We start from the raw sequence: 18107 nt of genomic DNA, 5'->3' as shown, positions 1-18107 counted from the left end.
CGGTCGCGCCGGCCGTCGCCGCCCATCCCGCCGCCCAAGTGGGCGCCGCGCCGCAAGCCGGGCGCGGCGGCCGGCGGCATCGGCGCGGTGATCGTGGTCATCGCGGTGCTCCTGTGGATCGTCATATCGATCATCAGCGGCCTGCTCGAGACCCTTGGCGGGATCTTCAACTGATCGCCGAAGTTCGGCGGCCGGCACATGCCTGTCGGTCCGCCCGGCTACGCTGGTGACCGGGCTGGAAGAGGGGTGGAGGTCATCAGCGCGGGCTCGGACGTGGACGCCACTGGCTGGTCGAGGACGCCGGCCACGTCCAACGCGTCCATCACGCACCGCGCCCGCAGCGTCCTGGCCATCCGGGCGTTCCGCCGGCTGTGGGGCGTCACCTACCTGTGCAGCATCGGCGACTGGTTATCCCTGCTCGCCCTCACCGGCCTGGTCACCAAGCTGACCGAGGGCTACCAGGCGCAGAGTTTCGCCTTCGCCGGCGTGATCCTCACCCAGCTGCTGCCCGGCCTGCTGTTCGCCCCGCTCGGCGGCGTGTTCGCCGACCGGTTCGACCGCCGCAAGGTCATGGTCGTCTGCGACCTGATCCGCTGCGCGCTGTTCAGCTCGATCGCCATCCTCGGCACGGCCTGGTGGCTGTTCGTGGCGAACTTCCTGATCGGCAGCTGCGCCATGCTGTGGATCCCGTCGAAGGAGGCGGCGGTCCCCAACCTGCTGCGCCGCCGCGATCAGGTGGAGACCGCCAACCAGCTCGGCATGGTGATGACCTACGGGCTCGCCGTCGTCACAGCGGCCGGGCTGTACTCCCTGGTCACCGGCATCGGCACCACCCTGGACTTCCAGACCGACGCGGTCGCCCTGAACATCGCCAAGATCATCGTAGTGATCAACGGCCTGCTGTACCTGACCAGCGCCATCCTGGTCACCCGGATCCCCGAGCTGTCCCGCCGGGTGCGGCCCGAGCCGCAGCCGGCGGACGCCGCGCCGCCGGCCGGCACCGGCGTGGCCCGGCCGGCGGAGGAGCAGCGGCCGGGCCTGCTGGCCATGCTGCGCGACGCGCTGCGGTTCATCCGCAGCACCCGGCTGGTCCGCGGGCTGCTGATCGGCATGGTCGGGGCGTTCGCCGCCGGGGGAGCGGTGATCGGCACCGCCAAGCAGTACGCCAACAGCCTGCAGGGTGGCGACTCGGCGTTCGGCATGCTGTTCGTCGCGCTGTTCGTCGGGCTGGGCACCGGCATGGCCATGTCGCCCAAGCTGGCCGTCCGGCTGCCGCACAACCGGCTGTTCGGCATCGCCATCGTCCTTGCCGGGCTGATCCTCACGCTGGTGGCGCTGTCGCCGCACCTTGCCGTGTCGCTGATCGCCGTTGCCCTGGTCGGCGCGTGCGCCGGGGTGGCGTTCCTGACCGGTGTGACGATCATCGGCTCGCAGGTGGAGGACGCCGTCCGGGGCCGGATCAACGCGGTCTACCAGTCGCTGATGAAGATCATCTTGTTCGGGGTGACCGCGTCCGTGCCGCTGCTGGTCGGCCTGGTCAAGCCGCGCGTGGTCAGCGCATGGGGCCGGGACATGATCGTCGACGGCACCCGGCCGGTGCTGCTGGTCGGCGGGCTGGTCGCCGCGCTGGTCGGGGTGATCGCCTACCGGCAGATGGACGACCGGCGCGCCGAGCCGATCTGGGCCGACCTGGTCGCCGCCATCCGGCGCCATCCGCGCCGCTCGACCGGCCTGCTGATCGCGGTCGAGGGCGACACCGTGCAGGACACTGCCACCCAGGCGCACCTGCTGGCCGACTGGCTGCGCCATCCCGGCCGCAAGGAGGTGCTGCTGGCCACCGATCCGGCGCTGGACGACCGCCGGCTGCAGGCCGTGCTTGCCGGCGCGCAGCTGGCCGGGGCCAGGGCGCACGCGCTGGTCGCCGCCGCGGTGCGGGCCGACATCGTGGAGCGGCAGATCCGCCCGGCGCTCGACCGGGGTGCGCTGGTGGTCATGGAGCGATTCGTGGACAGCCCGCTGGCCCACCTGTCGGTCGCGGCCGGGATGGACCCCGGCGAGCTGGAGGGCCTGGCCGACTGGGCCACCGCCCGGCTGCGCCCGGACATCACCGTGCTGCTCGACCGCGACCCGGCCACGATGCCGTCGGTCGGCCACAACGCCACCCAGCACCACTGGCGGGTCCAGCACGTGCTCACCGAGATGGCCCGGTCCGACCCGGACCGCTACGTCGTCGTCGACGCCGAGGGCGACCCGGACGAGGTCGCCGAGCGGGTCCGCACGTCCGTGCAGGCCGCCCTGGCCGGCAAGCGGCTGGCCGCCCTCATCCCGCAGGACAACCTGGAGCCGGTGGAGAGCAAGTGATCGACAGCGCGGAGCGGAGCGGAGCGGTCGGGCACAGCGTGTGGTTCCAAGTAGTGGGCCAGACCGAGGCGGTCGCGGTGCTGCGCGCGGCCGCCGAGGCCGGCAAGTCCATTGTGGACGAATCGGGTTCCGGCGCGGGGATGAGCCACGCCTGGCTGTTCACCGGCCCGCCCGGCTCCGGCCGCTCGGTGGCCGCCAGGGCGTTCGCCGCCGCGCTGCAGTGCGCGTCCGGCACCGGCTGCGGCGAGTGCCCCGGCTGCCGCACCACGATGGCCGGCACGCACGCCGACGTCCGGCTGGTGGTCCCCGAGGGGCTGTCGATCTCGGTGGCCGAGATGCGCGCCCTTGTGCAGACCTCGGCCCGCCGCCCGACCGGCGGCCGCTGGCAGGTCGTGATCATCGAGGACGCCGACCGGCTCACAGAGGGCGCGGCCAACGCCCTGCTCAAGGCCGTCGAGGAGCCGCCGGAGCGGACCGTGTTCCTGCTCTGCGCCCCGTCGGACCACCCGGACGACGTGCCGATCACGATCCGCTCCCGGTGCCGCCCGATCGCCCTGCGCACGCCGGCCCCCGCGGCCATCGCCGAGGTGCTGCGGGCCCGCGACGGGCTCGACGAGGCCACCGCGCGCTGGGCGGCCTCGGTGTGCGGCGGCCACGTCGGCAAGGCCCGTCGCCTGGCCACCGACGAGGCGGCCCGCGAGCGCCGCGCCGCCGTGCTGCGCATCCCGCTGCACCTGCGCCGGCTGTCCGACGTGTTCGACTGCGCCGACGACCTGGTCAAGACCGCCGAGGCGGACGCGACCGAGGTCAGCGGCACCCGCGACGAGGCGGAGAAGGAGGCCCTCAAGACCGCCATGGGCTACGGCGGCACCGGCAAGGGTGCGGCCGCCGCCACCCGGGGCAGCGCCGCGGCGATCAAGGAGCTCGAGCGCCGCCAGAAGTCCCGGGCCACCCGCACCCAACGCGACGCCCTCGACCTCGCCCTCGTCGACCTCGCCGGCTTCTACCGCGACGTCCTGGTCACCGCGACCGCCGCCGGCGCCACCCTCAACCACCCCGACCACGCCACCGAGATCGCCAAGGCCGCCGCCGCCTGGACCCCCGAATCCACCCTGCGCCGCCTGGAAGCCGTGCTCGCCTGCCGCGAAGCCATCGAGCTCAACGTCAAGCCCCGCATCGCCGTCGAGGCCATGCTCACGGCGCTGCACTACGGCTAGTCTCCGGCGCCGTTGTAGAAGAACGAGCCCAGCCCGACGGTGAACGCCAGCAGCCCGTACAGCGCGTGCTCCAGCCACACCACGGCCAGCGACCTGGTCCGCGCGAAGCGCCGGGCGAGCACCGCGCCGAGGATCACGGTCAGCACCACCGACAGCCACTGCCCGTAGATGATGTGCACGAACCCGAAGGCCGCGGCGCTGGCGGCGACGAAGCCGTTGCCGGTGCCGAACACCGGGGCGTAGCGGTGGAACAGGAAGCCGCAGAAGATCAGCTCCTGCGGGTACACCGACAGCAGCGGGTAGGCGACCAGCACGATCACCCAGACGATCGGGTCGCGCCGGGGCAGCTCGAACAACCGGCCGGGCGACAGGATCAGCAGGGCCAGCAGCACCGCGACGGCCGCGAGCGCCCACAGCGTGAGCACCGGCCGCAGCTGGCCGCGGATCGCGCGCGGGCGCAGGAAGTCGCGCCGGTCGAAGTCCGGGCGCGAGCGCAGGTAGAGCACCACTCCGAGCGCGCTGAGCACCAGGAACGGGACCGGGCTGCCCGGGTGGCCGATCAGCGTGTAGACACCGGCCAGCGCGAAGAACAGCACGCCGTACTCGACGAGCAGCCAGATCTGGCGCGCCCGGCTCACCACCGCGGGCTGGGAGGGCTCGCCGACCAGCATGCGATCGACGCTACCCAAGGGCGCGTCAGCCGTCCGTCTCATCCTGAGAGGGCTTCGGCTCCGTCTCAGCTTGTCGCGGGTACGGCGTCGGTTTCCGCACCGGTTGCGGCACCGGCTCGCGGCGCACCGGGAACGCGGCCACCAGCACCACGCCGAGCAGGAGCATGCCGGTGCCGGTCCAGAACATCTCCACGGACTGGTACTGCGCGCTGGTGTGCGCCAGCTTCGTCGGCGCCTTGCCCTGCGGCATTGGCGCCGGGGGAGCGGCCGGCTGCGCGGGCGCCCCGCAGACCACGCCCCCCATCGGGGCGAACGCGCGCGCGATCTGCTCGCCGAGCGACACCTGGGCCAGCGCCGACGGCAGGTTCGGCAGCCCCAGCGCGGCCGTGGGCAGCACCTGAAGATCGAGCATCCTGGCCGAGGCGGCGAGCTGGAAACCCTTGAACGGCTGGGTCATCTCCTGGGACTTCTCGCTGAGCTGGGCGATGCTCAGCCGGATCACGCCGAGGTCGAGCTTCTGCAGCCCCTGGCTGACGGCGTCGGCCACGGGTTGGCCGCTGGCCAGCAGATCGCCGATGATCGGCAGGTTGCCCGTCCCCGGCGCGCCGGCCAGCGGGATTCCGATGGGGATGTCCAGCTTGGGGTTCGCCGCGTCCAGCCTGCCGAGGCCGCGCCCGCCCTGGACCACCTCGAGCACCGGCGCGGTGTACCGCACGGTGGACGTCTTCGCCTCGCCCGTCGACGTGACCTGCAGCGTCGGCTGGCTCACCACGTTGATCGAGATCTCGAACGGCGTGCCGGCCAGCAACTTGATCGCCGCCACCCGCATCGTCGACGTCGACTGCACCGCCTTGTTCTTCGACCCCGGGATGTCCACCAGCCCGACTGTCGACCGCACGGACATCGTGTTCGGCAGGCTCAGCACCGACCCGGTCGCCTGGCCGCCGCCCGCCCCGGCCAGCACCCCGCCCAGCGTGCTCAGCGGCCCGGCCAGCTTCCTGATCCCGTCCACGATCGCCTGATCACCCTGCGCGTCGGCGTTCGGCGCGTCCAACCGCCCGCTCAGGTCGGTGACGTTGGGCAGGCTCGGAATCGCGTTCAGCACCGACAGGCTGGCCAGCTCGGTGCTCGCATCCGAGATCGTCCCCACGCACGGCCCCAGCGTGTCGCTCCACCGCGCATGCGCCGACCCGTTCAGCGCCCCACCCTTGACCAGCGCATCCAACGGCGACGACGGCAGCCTGAGCCCGCCGGTCTTCGCGTCCTTGTTGTCCGGCGGCGCCGTCTGCGACAGCGTCCCGGGCGTCTCCGGCACCCCCTCCGGCCCGCTCACCCCGCCGGGCGCCGCCTGGGCCACCGCCCGCTCGAACCCCCGCGCCGCCTCGGAGTTCACCTCCGCGCTCGCCAACCCCAGCCCCAGCTCCACCGCCGACTGCTTCTCCTGCGGCGTCACCCTGACGATCGCCAGCCCGGTCCCCGCATCCCCGATCGCCCGCCCCACGGTCTTGCTCTCCGGCTGCGCCGTGGCCCCCGCCGGCAGCCCCACCAAGGCCCCCACCAGCGGCAACGCCACCCAACCCAGCCGTCTTCGCATCACCCGCACCACACTGACCTAACGACCCCAACCCCCGCAAGTGACGCCACCCCTCCGGCTACACTTGAACCCAGCCCGCCGCCTTAGCTCAGTCGGCCAGAGCGGTTCACTCGTAATGAACAGGTCGTCGGTTCGATTCCGACAGGCGGCTCGCAGCTCAGGTCCCGTCCGAAGTGAATGGACGGGGCCTGATGCGTCTTCGAGTGACTAGGCCACCTCGTCTCCTGTGCCGAAGATGCGGTCCACCCCGTCCTCGAGCACTGGCCGGATCTGCTTGCGGTACACCAGTTCGGTGACCACCGTGCCGCTGTGGCCGACCGGGCGTGCGGTCTGCTCAGCAGGCACGCCGTTGTTGGACAGCAGCGAGACAAGCCTGTGTCGGAGCTGGCGGGGAGGGCGCTCCTTACCGGTCGGGCCGGCAGGCTCGATGACCCTGCGGAAGTCCCGCCGCACCTTGGCGTCGTCTTGCTGGGTGGCCAGCAGTATCGGGAACACCAGCTTGTGCTCCCGCCAGTACCGGTCGGCTGCGTCCCGGAGCACCGAGCGTCAGACCTTGATGTTGGCGGGATCGGCGGTGTGTGGCATTCGGGTTGCCGACCAGGTCAACATGCGACCAGGTGAGTACGAGCAAGACCGATGACGATATTGGCCGATCTAGCACTGTAACCTACACATTACGTCCGTACAGTCGCTCGTGGCAGGCTTGTGCGTCTCCTGCTGTCACCGCAAGTAAATGGTCGGGATCGATGTACCGGCAGTTCGTATCGTGATGCCAGCCGTAGCCATCACTGCCGGTTAACGGAACGCATTGGCCTTCCACACGCGCATGCCGCGAAACCAACTGTCCTGTTCCTCTCCGGTGTCCGCCCACTTGATGACTGCCTTAGTTCCGGTTCGTGTGTTGGTAGGCGTCGATAATCCAGGCCACGCGCACCCGGCGTAGACCGCTTGATCTCAATGAGCCGCGCCCAGGCCTCGGCCTGAGTCGCCACCCGCCGACGCGAACGAATACGAAATGCCAGAATGCATAGCACGGCAACTGCGGCCATGAACAGGATTCAGGACAGCAGGCAGGTCCCTTCGTGCAGCGCCAGGAAGTCGACAAATAGCGTCCAAGGAGCCCATTCACGAAGCACTCGACCTGGGCATGGACTCATCGGGAAAGGATTCTCTCGGTGAAGGGATACGGGCACGTGAAGATTGGCAGTCGGCCGACCGGGATGCCAGTCAACATGCGAGTATTCAATGGCCTGAGGCCGAACATCGGCGAAGTGTGAATTCGAGGAGAGTGCCTATTCGGGCAGGATTGTGCGGAGGCGGGATTGGGCACGGTCGAGGCGGGGGCCTTCGATGGTCAGGGTGGGGTCGAGGAGGGATTGGAAGAGGAGGCCGTTGAAGAGGGCTAGGACTAGGGCGGCGGCGTCCACCCCGGGTTGGTCGGAGCCTAGGCCGAGCAATTCGGCGATGGCGGGGCGGGTGCGGTGGAAGCCGGCGGCGAGCAGAGCTCGGATGCGGGGGTCGTGCTGAGCTTTGGCTAGGGCGCCGACGAAGTTGCGGGCTAGGCCGGTGTGGTGGGGCCGGGTGGTTTCGATGATGGCGGAGGCCTCGCGGTAGCGGGCGGCGGGGGTGGTGGCGGTGAGGCCTTCCAAGGCCGTGGTGATGTCGGCGAGCCAGCGGTCGAGGCCTTCGATGACGGCTTCGGTGACGAGGTTGTCCTTGGAGCCGAAATGGTAGGTGATCGAGGCGAGGTTGGCGCCGGACTCCTCGGCGATCGCGCGGGCGGTGATGCGTTCGGGGGGTAGGCGTTCCAGGCAGCGGAGGGTGCCGTCGATCAGCGCCGAGCGGTTGCTGCGCTGGGGGCTCATGGAGGTCTTCTTAGCAGGGCTTGCCGGAATCTGTACATTTGTATAGATTCGGCGGCGTGTTCGCGGTCATGGTGGTGACGGTCGTGCTGGCGGGGCTGCTGGCGTGGTCGGCCGTGCGGAAGCTGTCGCACGACGAGAGCGTCGTGCGCAGCTATGCCAGGGTTGGCGTGCCGGAGGACAAGCTCAACTACCTGGCGGTCGTTCTGCTTGCCGGCGCGGCGGGTTTGCTTGCCGGGCTGGTGTGGGCGCCGGTCGGCGTCGCGGCGGCGATCGGCGTGATCTGCTACTTCGCCGGCGCGATGATTTTCCACATCCGGGCGAGGGATGCGAAGAACCTGCCCACACCAGCCCTGTTGGCGGTATTGGGTGCGGCCACGTTGGTATTGCGGCTCGCCGCGGTCTGATCAGCGGTCGGTGGGAATGGCGATCTCGCCGTCTTCGCGGATCAGGCGGTCGAGGACGTCGTCGGGCAGCCAGACGCGGTGCGGGTAGGACGCGCCCCAGGAGTTGAGGATCGGGACGGCGCCGAGGGTGTCGGCGCGCTCGTTGCCCAGGACCTCGTGGACCTCGTCGACGGAGCGGGCCCAGCGGAAGACCTGCAGGCCGTCTTTGAGGTCTGCTTGGTAGGACGCGCGGGTGAGGTGGTCGTCGTCGGCGAAGGCCTGCTTCCAGTCGACGTGGCCGGCGGCCACGAGAACCTCGGCGGCGGCGCGGACGGAGGTGCCGTTGTTGTCACCGGGGTTGGTCTCGCCCCACTCGTCGCCTTCCTTGGCGCGGTCCCACAACCAGCGCGCGGCGTACAACTGGCCGCCGTTGAGGATCGTCATGCAGCGCGACCACCCGAAGCCGACGCACGCACCTTCCTGGCCCTGGTCGTAGAAGGTCTGCCATTTTTCGCGGTCCGGCTCGCCGCCGGGCTCAAGGCACACGCAGTGTCCACCGCGAATCCTGGTCAGCGACTGCGCCCCGCCGCGCGCGATGAAGTACTCGCCGGACGCCTCGTCCTTCTGCGGGTTGTCCATCTCCTTGTACCAGTTGACGCCGATCACGACGGGCCGCCGGCTCGGCCGTTCCTCGGTCGCCAGCGCGGTGAACGGATACCGCTCGACGTGCCGCCAGTCATCGGGGATGAAGCGGCCGAACCGTCGATCCTCGGGCTCGCCGTCGATTGGTCGATAACGCATGCCTGTCTCCCGGCTTTGTGATCACGATGCCCATACGGGCGGCTTGTGGCTAGTACGTCGCCCTTTCCGGCGGAAAAGTTAGGGGCCTCCCGGAAAGTGTCCAAATCCATTTACTTGACACTTAAAGTTTCTCCGCGCTAGCATGCCGGCCAAGAACTTTAAACTTAAAGTAACTGGAGGGGCGCAGGTGAACGTCGTGCTGTGGATCGCTCAGGGCCTGGTGGCCGCCGTGTTCCTGGCGGCCGGTCTGATGAAGCTCAGCTCGCCGGCCGCGCGGCCGGCCGGCCGGACGCCCCTGCTGTCGCCGCGGGTGTCGGTGGTCATGGGCGTCGTCGACGTGGTCGGCGCGGCCGGCGTGATCCTGCCGGCGGCCACCGGCATCGCCCCGGTGCTGACCCCGGTCGCGGCCGTCGGCACGGGCGTCGTCATGGTCGGCGCGATCCCGCTGCACGCGCGGCACGGGGACCGGACCGGAGTCGTCGCCTGCGTCGTCACGCTGCTGCTGTCGGTGTTCATCGCGTGGGGACGGTTCGGGCCGTACGCGTTGTAGACGGTGCACACTTGACTGGTGGTGTCGCAGGAGTACGCGCTGACCGTGGACCAGGACCGGGCGCTGTCCGCGCTGCTCGGCATCGTCCTGATCGGGATGCCGCAGCTGGAGCGCGCGGTGCGCGGGCACGGGCTGCTTCAGATCGAGTTCGTCCTGCTCCAGGCGCTGGCCATCCGCGAGGACGGCTGGCGCCTTTCCGACCTGGCCCAGGCCACCAACATGTCCCAGAGCCGGCTCAGCCACCGGATGCGCAAGCTGGTCGACCGCGGCTACGTCCAGCCGCGGCCATCCCCGGACGACGGCCGCGCCACCATCGCCGTGATCACCCCGGCCGGCCGCGCGCTGCTGGAGGAGCTCAAACCCGGCTACCTGTGCCAGGCGCGCGAGACGCTGTTCGCCAACCTCGACGCCGGCCAGACCCGCCAGCTCGCCGACATGCTCACCACGATCGCCGAGGGCATCGGCGCAACCTGCCGCGAGCCCGCCGGATAGCCGGCTCCACCCCTGCCGCGTCCGTAGACTCGCGCCGTGACCGAGGTCGTGGTGCGGGTGGACGGGACGGTGGCGCCGGGGTTCGAGCCGGTGCGGGCCGCGTTCGAGGCGAACTTCCGGCGCGGCGAGGTCGGCGCGTCGTGCTGCGCGTACGTCGACGGCCGGCGGGTGGTGGATCTCGCCGGCGGCACGGTGGCCGCCGGGTCCGACGACCCGTACACCCGGCAGACCCTGCAGATCGTGGCCTCGGCGACCAAGGGGGCCATGGCGATCTGCGCGCACCGCCTCGCCGAGCGCGGGGAGCTCGATCTCGACGCGCCGGTGGCGAGCTACTGGCCGGAGTTCGCCGCCGCCGGCAAGCGGGCCCTGCCGGTCCGGTGGCTGCTGTGCCACCAGGCCGGGCTGCCGGCCGTCGAGCGGCTGGTGCCGATGCCGGAGATCTACCGGTGGCGCCCGATGGTCGACGCGCTCGCCGCGCAGGAGCCGTACTGGGAACCGGGGACGGCACACGGCTACCACGCCCTGACCTACGGCTGGCTGGTCGGCGAGGTGCTCAGCCGGGTCACCGGGCTGAGCCCGGGACAGCTGCTGGCCGCGGAGATCGCCGAGCCGCTCGGGATCGACTTCTGGGTCGGGCTGCCGGACGCGGAGCGGGCGCGGGTGGCGCCGCTCATCCCGGCGCCCCCGCCACCGCCCGGCGCCGCCCCCGACCCGCTGACCGCGCTCATGCTCGACCCGAACGGCTTGGCGTACAAGGCGTTCCTCGTCCCCAACGGGCTGTTCGGGGTGATCAACGAGCCGGATCTGTGGCGGGCCCAGCTGCCGGCGGCCAACGGCATCGCCAACGCCAGGGCGCTGGCCGCGATGTATGCCGCCTGCCTCGGCGAGGTGGACGGCGTCCGGCTGCTCGGGCCGGAAACCCTTGCGGCGGCGACGGTTCAGCAGACCACCGGCATCGACCGGGTGATCGGCTTCGGCAGCCGGTTCGGGCTGGGCTTTCAACTGTCCTTTCCGGAGCGGCCGATGGCCGGGGCCGGCTCGTTCGGGCACTACGGGCTGGGCGGCTCGGTCGGGTTCGCCCACCCCGAGCGCGGGCTGGCGTTCGGCTACGTCGTCAACCAGATGCTGCCGGGCGGTGTCGTCGACCCGCGGTCCAAGGCGCTCATCGACGCCACACTCGGCTGCCTGTAAGGATGTCCGGCACGGTCAGGCGCTGAACGAGGTCGCCGTAGCGCCGGTTGAGCTCGGCGGCGGCCGGCTCCGGCTCGCCGACGACGGCGATCGTGTGCAGCACCTCGTCGTCGATCAGCTCCGGCATCCGGTCCCAACCGTCGCGTTTGGACAGCGCGGTCAGCTCGTCCTGCAGGTCGCCCCAGCCGTGCAGCTCGAGCACCTTGCGGTAGGCCGGAGTCGAGCCGTAGAAGGAGATCTGCCGCTTGACGGCGTCCACAGCGGACGCGATCTCCCGCCCGGTGGCGCCGGTGGCGACGAACGACGGTCCGCTGATCTCGAAGCCGGACAGGGTCTTGCCGGCCCTGGCCCGGCCCCGCTGCAGCGCGGGCACGGTCACCTCGCGCAGGTAGCGTTCGGTGGAGAAGCCGTGGCACAGAAAGCCGTCGGCCACCTCGCCGGCGACCTCGGTCATCAGCTCGCCGACGCCGGCGATGAACACCTTGGGGTTGCCGTGCGGGTTCGGGCCGGGGTTGAAGAACGGCGTCATCAGCGTGTGCGTGTAGAACTCGCCGCGGAAGTTCAGCCGCTCACCGGTTTCCCAGCTGTGCCAGATCGCCCGCAGGGCAAGGACGTACTCGCGCATCCGGGCCGCGGGGCTCGACCACGGCATGCTGAACCGCTTGGTGATGTGCGGCTTGATCTGCGAGCCGAGCCCGAGCAGCAACCGGCCACCGGACAGCAACTGCAGGTCGTTGGCGGCCATGGCGACGGTCATCGGGCTGCGGGCGAAGGCGACGACGATCGCGGTGCCCAGCTCGATCCGCTCGGTCCGCCCGGCCGCGACGGTGAGCGCCAGCAACGGATCGATCCGGGTCTCGGGCACCCACACGCCGTCGTACCCGGCCGCCTCCGCCGTCACGGCCTCGTCCGCGGCCATGCGCAGGGTCTCCGGGTAGCCGCCCCGGTCCAGTTTCATGCTCGAACATTACTGTTGGGCAATGCCACTGTTCTCGTTCGAGGGCAAACGCCCGATCGTTCACCCGGACGCGTGGATCGCGCCGACCGCGACGCTGATCGGCGACGTGGTCGTCGAGGCCAACGCGTCCATCTGGTACGGCGCGGTGATCAGGGCCGACTTCGCATCCGTGGTGGTCCGCGAGGGCGCCAACGTCCAGGACAACTCGGTGATCCACGTGGACGGGCAGGGCTGCGAGGTCGGCCCCGGCGCGACCATCGGCCACCTGTGCATGGTGCACGGCGCCACGATCGGCGCGCACGCGATCGTCGGCAACGGCGCGACCGTGCTGGACGGCGCGCGGGTGGGCGCCCGCACGATGGTCGCCGCCGGCTCGACGGTCACCCCGGGCGCCGAGGTGCCCGACGAGGTGGTCGCCATGGGCTCGCCGGCCAAGAAGCACGTGCCGCTGTCCGACTCGGCCAAGCTCTGGGTCGACAACAACGCCGCGATCTACCAGGAGCTGGCCAAGCGCCACCAGGCCGGCAGCCGGCTCATCGCGGAGTGAACCGGTACGGGACCGTGGCGGTGAGCCGGACCAAGCCCGTACGCCACCGTTGCCCGGTAGATCCCCTTGCCCCGCCACGCCTTCAGGGTTCCGCCGCCCCGCAGGCCGGCGAACGCGCTGCCCTCGTGGAACTCGATCCGTCGGCCGGGCGATCATGGGCGATTTCGCCTTGAGTCTTCCGTTGCGTCAACTCATAACGTCCCGGCGCATGCCACCGAAGAAGCGGACGTTCCAGGTCACGATGCAGCTCACGGCGGGCGACGCGCCGATGATGGAGCTGGGGAAGATGCTCGGCCAGACCGGGGTGAACCTGGTCGAGATCAAGCGCGCCTACGACGCCGCGACCGCCGGGCAGCGCGGCGACGTCGTGCCGGTCGTCGTCACGGTGTTCGAGGACCGGTCGTTCGGGCTGCGGCTCAAGACGCCGCCGACCTCGTTCCTGATCAGAAAGGCGGTGGGCGGCAAGGGATCCGAGCGGCCGGGACACGCCGGGGCCGGGACGCTGAGCCGCTCGGCGCTGCGGGCGATCGCCGAGCGGAAGCTGCCCGACCTGAACACCGACGACGTCGGTGCGGCCATGCGGATCGTGGCCGGAACGGCGCGGTCGATGGGCGTATCGGTCGACGATGGCTTCTCCAGCGGGGGCGACTAGGGTTTGGGGCATGCACGAGCCCGGCATCCCGCACCTGTCCGCCGCCGATCCCGAGCTGGCCGCGCTCATCGAGGGCGAGGCCAGGCGCCAGTACGAGAAGCTGCGCCTCATCCCCTCGGAGAACTACGTGTCGACGGCGGTGCTCGAGGCGACCGGCACCGTGCTGACCAACAAGTACTCCGAGGGGTACGCCGGCAAGCGGTACTACGAGGGCCAGCAGTACATCGACCCGATCGAGTCGCTGGCCGTCGAGCGGGCCAAGGCGCTGTTCGGGGTGGACCACGCCAACGTGCAGACCTACTCCGGTTCGCCGGCGAACCTGGCGGTGTACCTGGCGCTGGCCAGCCCCGGCGACACGATCATGGGCATGGGGCTGCCGGCCGGCGGTCACCTGACCCACGGCTGGAACGTGTCCGCCACCGGCAAGTGGTTCCGCTCGGTGCAGTACGGGGTGCGCAAGGACACCGGCCGCATCGACCTCGACGAGGTCCGCGACCTGGCGCTGGCCGAGCGCCCGAAGCTGATCTTCTGCGGCGGCACGGCGATCCCGCGCACGATCGACTTCCCGGCATTCGCCGAGATCGCCCGGGAGGCCGGCGCGGTGCTGGTGGCCGACATCGCGCACATCGCCGGGCTGGTCGCCGGCGGCGCCCACCCGTCGCCGGTCGGGCACGCCCCGGTCATCTCCACGACCACGCACAAGACCCTGCGCGGTCCGCGCGGCGCGATGCTCCTGTCCGACGCCGAGCACGCCAAGGCGCTGGACAAGGCGGTGTTCCCCGGCCTGCAGGGCGGCCCGCACAACCACACCACCGCGGCCATCGCCGTCGCCCTCGCCGAGGCAGCCCAGCCGTCGTTCGCCGAGTACGCCGCCGGCGTCGTGGCCAACGCGAAGGCGCTCGCCTCGGCTCTGCTCGACCGCGGCTTCGACCTGGTGTCCGGCGGCACGGACAACCACCTGATCCTGGTCGACCTGACCAACAAGGGCATCGGCGGCAAGCCCGCGGCGCAGGCCCTCGACCGGGCCGGCATCGAGCTCAACTACAACACCGTGCCGTTCGACCCGCGCAAGCCCTTCGACCCGTCCGGCATCCGCCTCGGCACCCCCGCGATCACCACCCGCGGCCTGCGCCCCGACCAGATGGCCCAGGTCGCCGAGTGGATCGACCGCGCCGTCCAGGCCGCGGAAGCCGGCGACGAGTCCGCCATCGAGAAGATCGCCGCCGAGGTCCGCGACCTGCTGTCCGCATACCCCATGCCCGGCTGGGCCTGACCCGCCCGCACCGCGCAAGGCCCCCACGGTCCACAGACCTCCACTTGTCCACAGCCACCCCACAACCAAGATCAACGGTTGGTTGCTGCCGGTAAACTGGCCCACGAACCCGCCCCCCACCCAGGACGGGGTGGGGGCTGGCTGGGGTATGGCGGCAAGATCCACTGGCACTGGCCTTCGGCCGGGGAGGTCGTGGCGGATCCCTGTGCTTCGGAGTCCCGTGGCGGCAGAGCCCGCATACTTGATCTACGCGGAGGCGTCATACGGCGATCTGAGCGCGGGACACGCTGGGGGTCGCGGTCGGGGTCAGGGGTTCCCGCAGCGGCTTGCCGTGGAGTGGGACTGGCTGGCGGCATGGGCGGATGGCTTCGGCTGGTTCGGCGCTTGAGCGGGTCTCCATCGTGGCTTGAACCACAGCGTTAATCGGTTGCGGGATGGGGGCCGGGCTGTGCATGCTTGTATGGACCAACTAGTTGGATGATGCAAGCAAACAGGAAGTGCCGTGATGGTTGCGCAGAGTGTGCGGGTCGGGGAGCTGACCGAGCGGCAAATCGAGTGTGCGAAGCGGTTGACCAGCGCTATGTTCGCGCTGGGTAAGCAGCAGGCGAGCATCGGCGCTCGGATGAGCAAGGTCGGCGGGTTCGACCGGTCGGCCCTCATTCTGCTGAAGACCCTGGCGGGGATGGGTCCGAGCAGGTCGAGCGCGGTCGCGGCGGCGGTGCACTCGGACCCGTCGACGGTCAGCCGGCAGGTTGCCGCGCTGGTCCGCGACGGCCTGGTCGAGCGCCGGGCGGACCAGGAGGACGGCAGGGCGAGCCTGCTGGCCGCCACGCCGAAAGGGTTGGCGCTGCTGGAGGAGCAGCGCAAGCGGATGGCCCTGTCGCTGGCGAGGATGCTGCGGCACTGGCCTTCCGAGGAGCTCGACCGGTTCGTCGAGCTGCTTGAGCGTTTCGTCGGCGACCACGAGAAGTATCTGCCGACATTGATCAGTGAATGCGCTCCACCGGCGCGTTCCGAAGGGGAGAACTGATGTCAGAACCGGCCTCGCAAGCCGTGGCGCCACCACAGGGCGGCGCGGCACTGTCGCATCGCCAGATCCTGCTGGTGATCTCCGGGCTGATGCTCGGCATGCTGCTCGCCGCCCTGGACATGACGATCATGGGTGTGGCGACCAAGACGATCGCCGACGAGCTGCACGGCCAGACCATCCAGGCCTGGGTGACCACCGCCTACCTGATCACCTCCACGATCTCGACCCCGTTGTACGGCAAGCTTTCCGACATCTACGGCCGCAAGCCGATGTACATGGCCGCGATCGGGCTGTTCCTCATCGGCTCGGTGCTGGCCGGGTTCTCCCAGTCGATGTACGAGCTGGCCGCCTTCCGCGCGGTGCAGGGGCTCGGCGCCGGTGGCCTGATGTCGCTGGTGCTGGCGATCATCGCCGACATCGTGTCGCCGCGGGAGCGCGGCCGCTACATGGGCTACTTCATGTCGGTGTGGGGCGCGTCCAGCGTGATCGGACCGGTGGTCGGCGGCTTCTTCGCCGGCGTGGACACCTTCGCCGGGATCGCCGGCTGGCGCTGGGTGTTCCTGGTGAACATCCCGGTCGGCATCGTCGGGCTGATCGTGGTCTTCCGGAACCTGAACCTGCCGCACCGCAAGGTGGACCACCGGATCGACTACTGGGGCGCGGCGACCCTGACCGCCGGGCTGGTCCCGCTGCTGATCGTGGCCGAGCAGGGCCGCGAGTGGGGTTGGGGTTCCGGCGCCGCGCTCACCATGTACCTGATCGGGGCGATCGGCATCGCCGCGTTCGTGTTCGCCGAGAGCCGGATGGGTGACGAGGCGCTGATCCCGTTGCGACTGTTCCGCTTCTCGGTGTTCTCGCTGTCCAACGTGATCAACTTCATCATGGGTCTCGGCATGTTCGGCATGATGATGTCGCTGCCGCTGTACCTGCAGATCGTCAAGGGCGCGTCGCCGACCGAGGCGGGCCTGCTCACCCTGCCGATGACGGCCGGCATTCTGACCGCGGCGATGACCAGCGGCCGGATCATCGCGCGGACCGGGCGCTACAAGGTGTTCCCGGTCATCGGCCTCGGCCTGGTGGCCGCCGCGATGTTCCTGTTCGGACAGATCGGCACGGACACGCCACTGTGGTGGACCATGGTGATCATGACGCTGGCCGGCGGCGGACTCGGCCTGTGCATGCAGACGCTGGTGCTGTCGGTGCAGAACGTGGTGCCGCCCAAGGACATGGGCGTGGCCACGTCCTCGGCGACGTTCTTCCGGTCGATCGGCGGAACGGTGGGCACCGCGGTGTTCCTGTCCATGCTGTTCACCGTCGTGATCGACCGGCTCGCCGGGTTCGCGCGGGGCGGCGCCGGGCTCGACCTGAACGACACGTCGTTCCTGAACGCGATGTCGCCGGAGCAGAAGCGGCCGATCCTGGACGCGTTCTCGCACGGCATCGACGTGGTGTTCACCGTGGGCGGCGTCGTGATCCTGGTCGCGTTCGCGCTGATCTGGTTCCTCAAGGAGGTCCCGCTGTCGATGAAGTCCGGCATCGAGCGGCGCAACGACGAGGACGGGGTGGTGGCCGAGGCGACGCCGGCCGCCGTGAACTAACCGAGGTGGGAGATGAGGACGCCGGCGGTCACGGGAGGTGGCCGCCGGCGTCCTTGAGCCGCTGGTACGAGCGCAGGATCTCGGCCTCCGCCTCGGCCCGGCCCACCCAGGTCGCCCCCTCGACGCTCTTGCCGGGCTCGAGGTCCTTGTAGACCTCGAAGAAGTGCTGGATCTCCAGCCGGTCGTACTCGGCGAGGTGGTGGATGTCGCGCAGGTGCTCGGTGCGCGGGTCCTCCGCCGGCACGCACAGCACCTTGTCGTCGCCGCCCTTCTCGTCGGTCATCCGGAACATGCCGATGGCCCGGGACTTGATCAGGCAGCCGGGAAACGTGGGCTCCTGCACCAGAACGAGCGCGTCAAGCGGGTCGCCGTCCTCGCCGAGGGTGTTCTCCACGAAGCCGTAGTCGGCGGGGTACTGCGTGGCGGTGAACAGCGTCCGGTCCAGCCGCAGCCGCCCGGTCCGGTGGTCCATCTCGTACTTGTTGCGGTTCCCTTTGGGAATCTCGATCGTGACGTCGAACTCCACGCGGTCCTCGCTCGTGTCGGCTCGTCGGAAGACCTCACTAGTGTGGACCACGTGCCAGAACACGGTCAGGACGGCAGCGGGCGGTCGCCGGACGCCGACGCGCTCTGGCCGGTGGTCGACGACGACGAGCCGCCGGTCGAGGCGCGGACCACCCACCTTCCCCAACCACCCCCGGCGGAGCAGACCCGGATCATCGGCCGGCTCGAGGTGCCGCCCCCGCCGCCCCCGCCACCTCCGCCGCCGAAGCAGCCCCCGCAGTGGCCGCCGCCCGAGCCGCCGAGGGCCGCACCGCAACGCGTCGGACCCCAGCCGGAACCGCCCACCAGGGCCGAGGATCTCGCCGCGCCGCCGCGCCGCCGGCGCACCGCGCTGATCGTGATCGCCGCCCTGCTGCTGGT

The 18107-nt window shown here is 70.5% G+C and carries 18 protein-coding genes, 1 tRNA gene and 1 pseudogene; 13 read left to right on the top strand and 7 right to left on the bottom strand.

Features of this window, described 5'->3' with window-relative positions; translation table 11 throughout:
* The first annotated feature begins 198 nt into the window (after window positions 1-198).
* Both VGX25_RS14820 and VGX25_RS14815 read left to right on the top strand, forming a co-directional pair.
* A complete protein-coding gene (locus VGX25_RS14820; RefSeq protein ID WP_414635806.1) occupies window positions 199-2361 on the top strand; it encodes a bifunctional MFS transporter/dTMP kinase in 2163 nt (720 codons plus the stop codon).
* A complete protein-coding gene (locus VGX25_RS14815; RefSeq protein ID WP_414635807.1) occupies window positions 2361-3578 on the top strand; it encodes a DNA polymerase III subunit delta' in 1218 nt (405 codons plus the stop codon). The genes VGX25_RS14820 and VGX25_RS14815 overlap by 1 nt, the downstream gene beginning before the upstream one ends.
* Here the strand turns inward: VGX25_RS14815 and VGX25_RS14810 are convergent.
* Together VGX25_RS14810 and VGX25_RS14805 are read right to left on the bottom strand one after the other, a co-directional pair.
* Window positions 3575-4249 carry a CPBP family intramembrane glutamic endopeptidase gene (locus tag VGX25_RS14810; RefSeq protein WP_326918355.1) on the bottom strand — a complete coding sequence of 225 codons (675 nt, stop codon included), beginning with the start codon at window positions 4247-4249 and terminating at the stop codon, window positions 3575-3577. The two genes, VGX25_RS14815 and VGX25_RS14810, sit on opposite strands and share 4 nt — an antisense overlap.
* Window positions 4250-4274: 25 nt before the next feature.
* Complete coding sequence (locus VGX25_RS14805; protein WP_326918354.1) at window positions 4275-5843, bottom strand: hypothetical protein; 1569 nt, start codon at window positions 5841-5843, stop codon at window positions 4275-4277.
* A gap of 77 nt (window positions 5844-5920) precedes the next feature.
* Between VGX25_RS14805 and VGX25_RS14800 the strand changes: the two genes are divergently transcribed.
* A tRNA-Thr gene (locus VGX25_RS14800) sits at window positions 5921-5994 on the top strand.
* Window positions 5995-6050: 56 nt separating this feature from the next.
* Here VGX25_RS14800 and VGX25_RS14795 read toward each other — a convergent pair.
* Both VGX25_RS14795 and VGX25_RS14790 read right to left on the bottom strand, forming a co-directional pair.
* A complete protein-coding gene (locus VGX25_RS14795; RefSeq protein ID WP_326918353.1) occupies window positions 6051-6383 on the bottom strand; it encodes an integrase in 333 nt (110 codons plus the stop codon).
* Between the two features lie 752 nt (window positions 6384-7135).
* Window positions 7136-7708 carry a TetR/AcrR family transcriptional regulator gene (locus tag VGX25_RS14790; protein ID WP_326918352.1) on the bottom strand — a complete coding sequence of 191 codons (573 nt, stop codon included), beginning with the start codon at window positions 7706-7708 and terminating at the stop codon, window positions 7136-7138.
* A gap of 56 nt (window positions 7709-7764) precedes the next feature.
* On the opposite strand from VGX25_RS14790, the gene VGX25_RS14785 reads away from it, so the two are divergent.
* Entirely contained in the window at window positions 7765-8112 is a 348-nt protein-coding gene (locus VGX25_RS14785) for a DoxX family protein (protein ID WP_326918351.1), read from the top strand.
* Here VGX25_RS14785 and VGX25_RS14780 read toward each other — a convergent pair whose 3' ends face one another.
* Window positions 8113-8892 carry a hypothetical protein gene (locus tag VGX25_RS14780; RefSeq protein WP_326918350.1) on the bottom strand — a complete coding sequence of 260 codons (780 nt, stop codon included), beginning with the start codon at window positions 8890-8892 and terminating at the stop codon, window positions 8113-8115.
* A gap of 187 nt (window positions 8893-9079) precedes the next feature.
* On the opposite strand from VGX25_RS14780, the gene VGX25_RS14775 reads away from it, so the two are divergent.
* From VGX25_RS14775 to VGX25_RS14765, 3 genes are read left to right on the top strand one after another with little or no spacing between them, the layout of a single operon-like run.
* Entirely contained in the window at window positions 9080-9442 is a 363-nt protein-coding gene (locus VGX25_RS14775; RefSeq protein ID WP_326918349.1) for a DoxX family protein, read from the top strand.
* A gap of 18 nt (window positions 9443-9460) precedes the next feature.
* Window positions 9461-9934, top strand: coding sequence for a MarR family winged helix-turn-helix transcriptional regulator (locus VGX25_RS14770; protein ID WP_326918348.1), 474 nt, complete (start codon window positions 9461-9463; stop codon window positions 9932-9934).
* Window positions 9935-9970: 36 nt separating this feature from the next.
* On the top strand, window positions 9971-11125 hold the full coding sequence (locus VGX25_RS14765) for a serine hydrolase domain-containing protein (protein ID WP_326918347.1): 1155 nt from the start codon (window positions 9971-9973) through the stop codon (window positions 11123-11125).
* On the opposite strand, the gene VGX25_RS14760 is transcribed toward VGX25_RS14765, so the two are convergent.
* Complete coding sequence (locus tag VGX25_RS14760; RefSeq protein WP_326918346.1) at window positions 11097-12083, bottom strand: TIGR03617 family F420-dependent LLM class oxidoreductase; 987 nt, start codon at window positions 12081-12083, stop codon at window positions 11097-11099. The genes VGX25_RS14765 and VGX25_RS14760 overlap by 29 nt on opposite strands.
* Window positions 12084-12105: 22 nt before the next feature.
* Between VGX25_RS14760 and VGX25_RS14755 the strand changes: the two genes are divergently transcribed.
* The 5 genes from VGX25_RS14755 to VGX25_RS14735 all read left to right on the top strand — a co-directional run bounded on the left by VGX25_RS14755 (window position 12106) and on the right by VGX25_RS14735 (window position 17183).
* On the top strand, window positions 12106-12630 hold the full coding sequence (locus VGX25_RS14755) for a gamma carbonic anhydrase family protein (protein ID WP_326918345.1): 525 nt from the start codon (window positions 12106-12108) through the stop codon (window positions 12628-12630).
* A gap of 208 nt (window positions 12631-12838) precedes the next feature.
* Entirely contained in the window at window positions 12839-13282 is a 444-nt protein-coding gene (locus tag VGX25_RS14750; protein WP_326918344.1) for a 50S ribosomal protein L11, read from the top strand.
* Window positions 13283-13292: 10 nt separating this feature from the next.
* Complete coding sequence (gene glyA, locus VGX25_RS14745; protein ID WP_326918343.1) at window positions 13293-14555, top strand: serine hydroxymethyltransferase; 1263 nt, start codon at window positions 13293-13295, stop codon at window positions 14553-14555.
* 505 nt (window positions 14556-15060) lie between these two features.
* Window positions 15061-15585 (top strand): MarR family winged helix-turn-helix transcriptional regulator, encoded by a 525-nt coding sequence (locus VGX25_RS14740; RefSeq protein ID WP_326918342.1) that lies wholly within the window; start codon window positions 15061-15063, stop codon window positions 15583-15585.
* Entirely contained in the window at window positions 15585-17183 is a 1599-nt protein-coding gene (locus VGX25_RS14735) for an MDR family MFS transporter (protein WP_326918341.1), read from the top strand. The genes VGX25_RS14740 and VGX25_RS14735 overlap by 1 nt, the downstream gene beginning before the upstream one ends.
* Before the next feature lie 28 nt (window positions 17184-17211).
* Here VGX25_RS14735 and VGX25_RS14730 read toward each other — a convergent pair whose 3' ends face one another.
* On the bottom strand, window positions 17212-17709 hold the full coding sequence (locus tag VGX25_RS14730; protein ID WP_326918340.1) for an inorganic diphosphatase: 498 nt from the start codon (window positions 17707-17709) through the stop codon (window positions 17212-17214).
* Window positions 17710-17760: 51 nt separating this feature from the next.
* Here VGX25_RS14730 and VGX25_RS14725 point away from each other — a divergent pair.
* A pseudogene (locus tag VGX25_RS14725) lies at window positions 17761-18107 on the top strand (hypothetical protein); the annotation flags it as partial.

It is taken from the genome of Actinophytocola sp. (assembly GCF_035942955.1).
GTDB lineage: Bacteria > Actinomycetota > Actinomycetes > Mycobacteriales > Pseudonocardiaceae > DASYTH01.
This window is presented reverse-complemented; position numbering and strand designations above follow the sequence as displayed.

Excerpts from the sequence above, each read along its gene's own strand:
- VGX25_RS14760 (WP_326918346.1), bottom strand. The coding sequence starts at position 12,083 with ATGAAACTGGACCGGGGCGGCTACCCGGAGACCCTGCGCATGGCCGCG.
- VGX25_RS14735 (WP_326918341.1), top strand. The coding sequence starts at position 15,585 with ATGTCAGAACCGGCCTCGCAAGCCGTGGCGCCACCACAGGGCGGCGCG.
- VGX25_RS14780 (WP_326918350.1), bottom strand. The coding sequence starts at position 8,892 with ATGCGTTATCGACCAATCGACGGCGAGCCCGAGGATCGACGGTTCGGC.
- VGX25_RS14805 (WP_326918354.1), bottom strand. The coding sequence starts at position 5,843 with ATGCGAAGACGGCTGGGTTGGGTGGCGTTGCCGCTGGTGGGGGCCTTG.
- VGX25_RS14820 (WP_414635806.1), top strand. The coding sequence starts at position 199 with ATGCCTGTCGGTCCGCCCGGCTACGCTGGTGACCGGGCTGGAAGAGGG.
- VGX25_RS14810 (WP_326918355.1), bottom strand. The coding sequence starts at position 4,249 with ATGCTGGTCGGCGAGCCCTCCCAGCCCGCGGTGGTGAGCCGGGCGCGC.
- glyA (WP_326918343.1), top strand. The coding sequence starts at position 13,293 with ATGCACGAGCCCGGCATCCCGCACCTGTCCGCCGCCGATCCCGAGCTG.
- VGX25_RS14740 (WP_326918342.1), top strand. The coding sequence starts at position 15,061 with ATGGTTGCGCAGAGTGTGCGGGTCGGGGAGCTGACCGAGCGGCAAATC.
- VGX25_RS14755 (WP_326918345.1), top strand. The coding sequence starts at position 12,106 with ATGCCACTGTTCTCGTTCGAGGGCAAACGCCCGATCGTTCACCCGGAC.
- VGX25_RS14750 (WP_326918344.1), top strand. The coding sequence starts at position 12,839 with ATGCCACCGAAGAAGCGGACGTTCCAGGTCACGATGCAGCTCACGGCG.
- VGX25_RS14790 (WP_326918352.1), bottom strand. The coding sequence starts at position 7,708 with ATGAGCCCCCAGCGCAGCAACCGCTCGGCGCTGATCGACGGCACCCTC.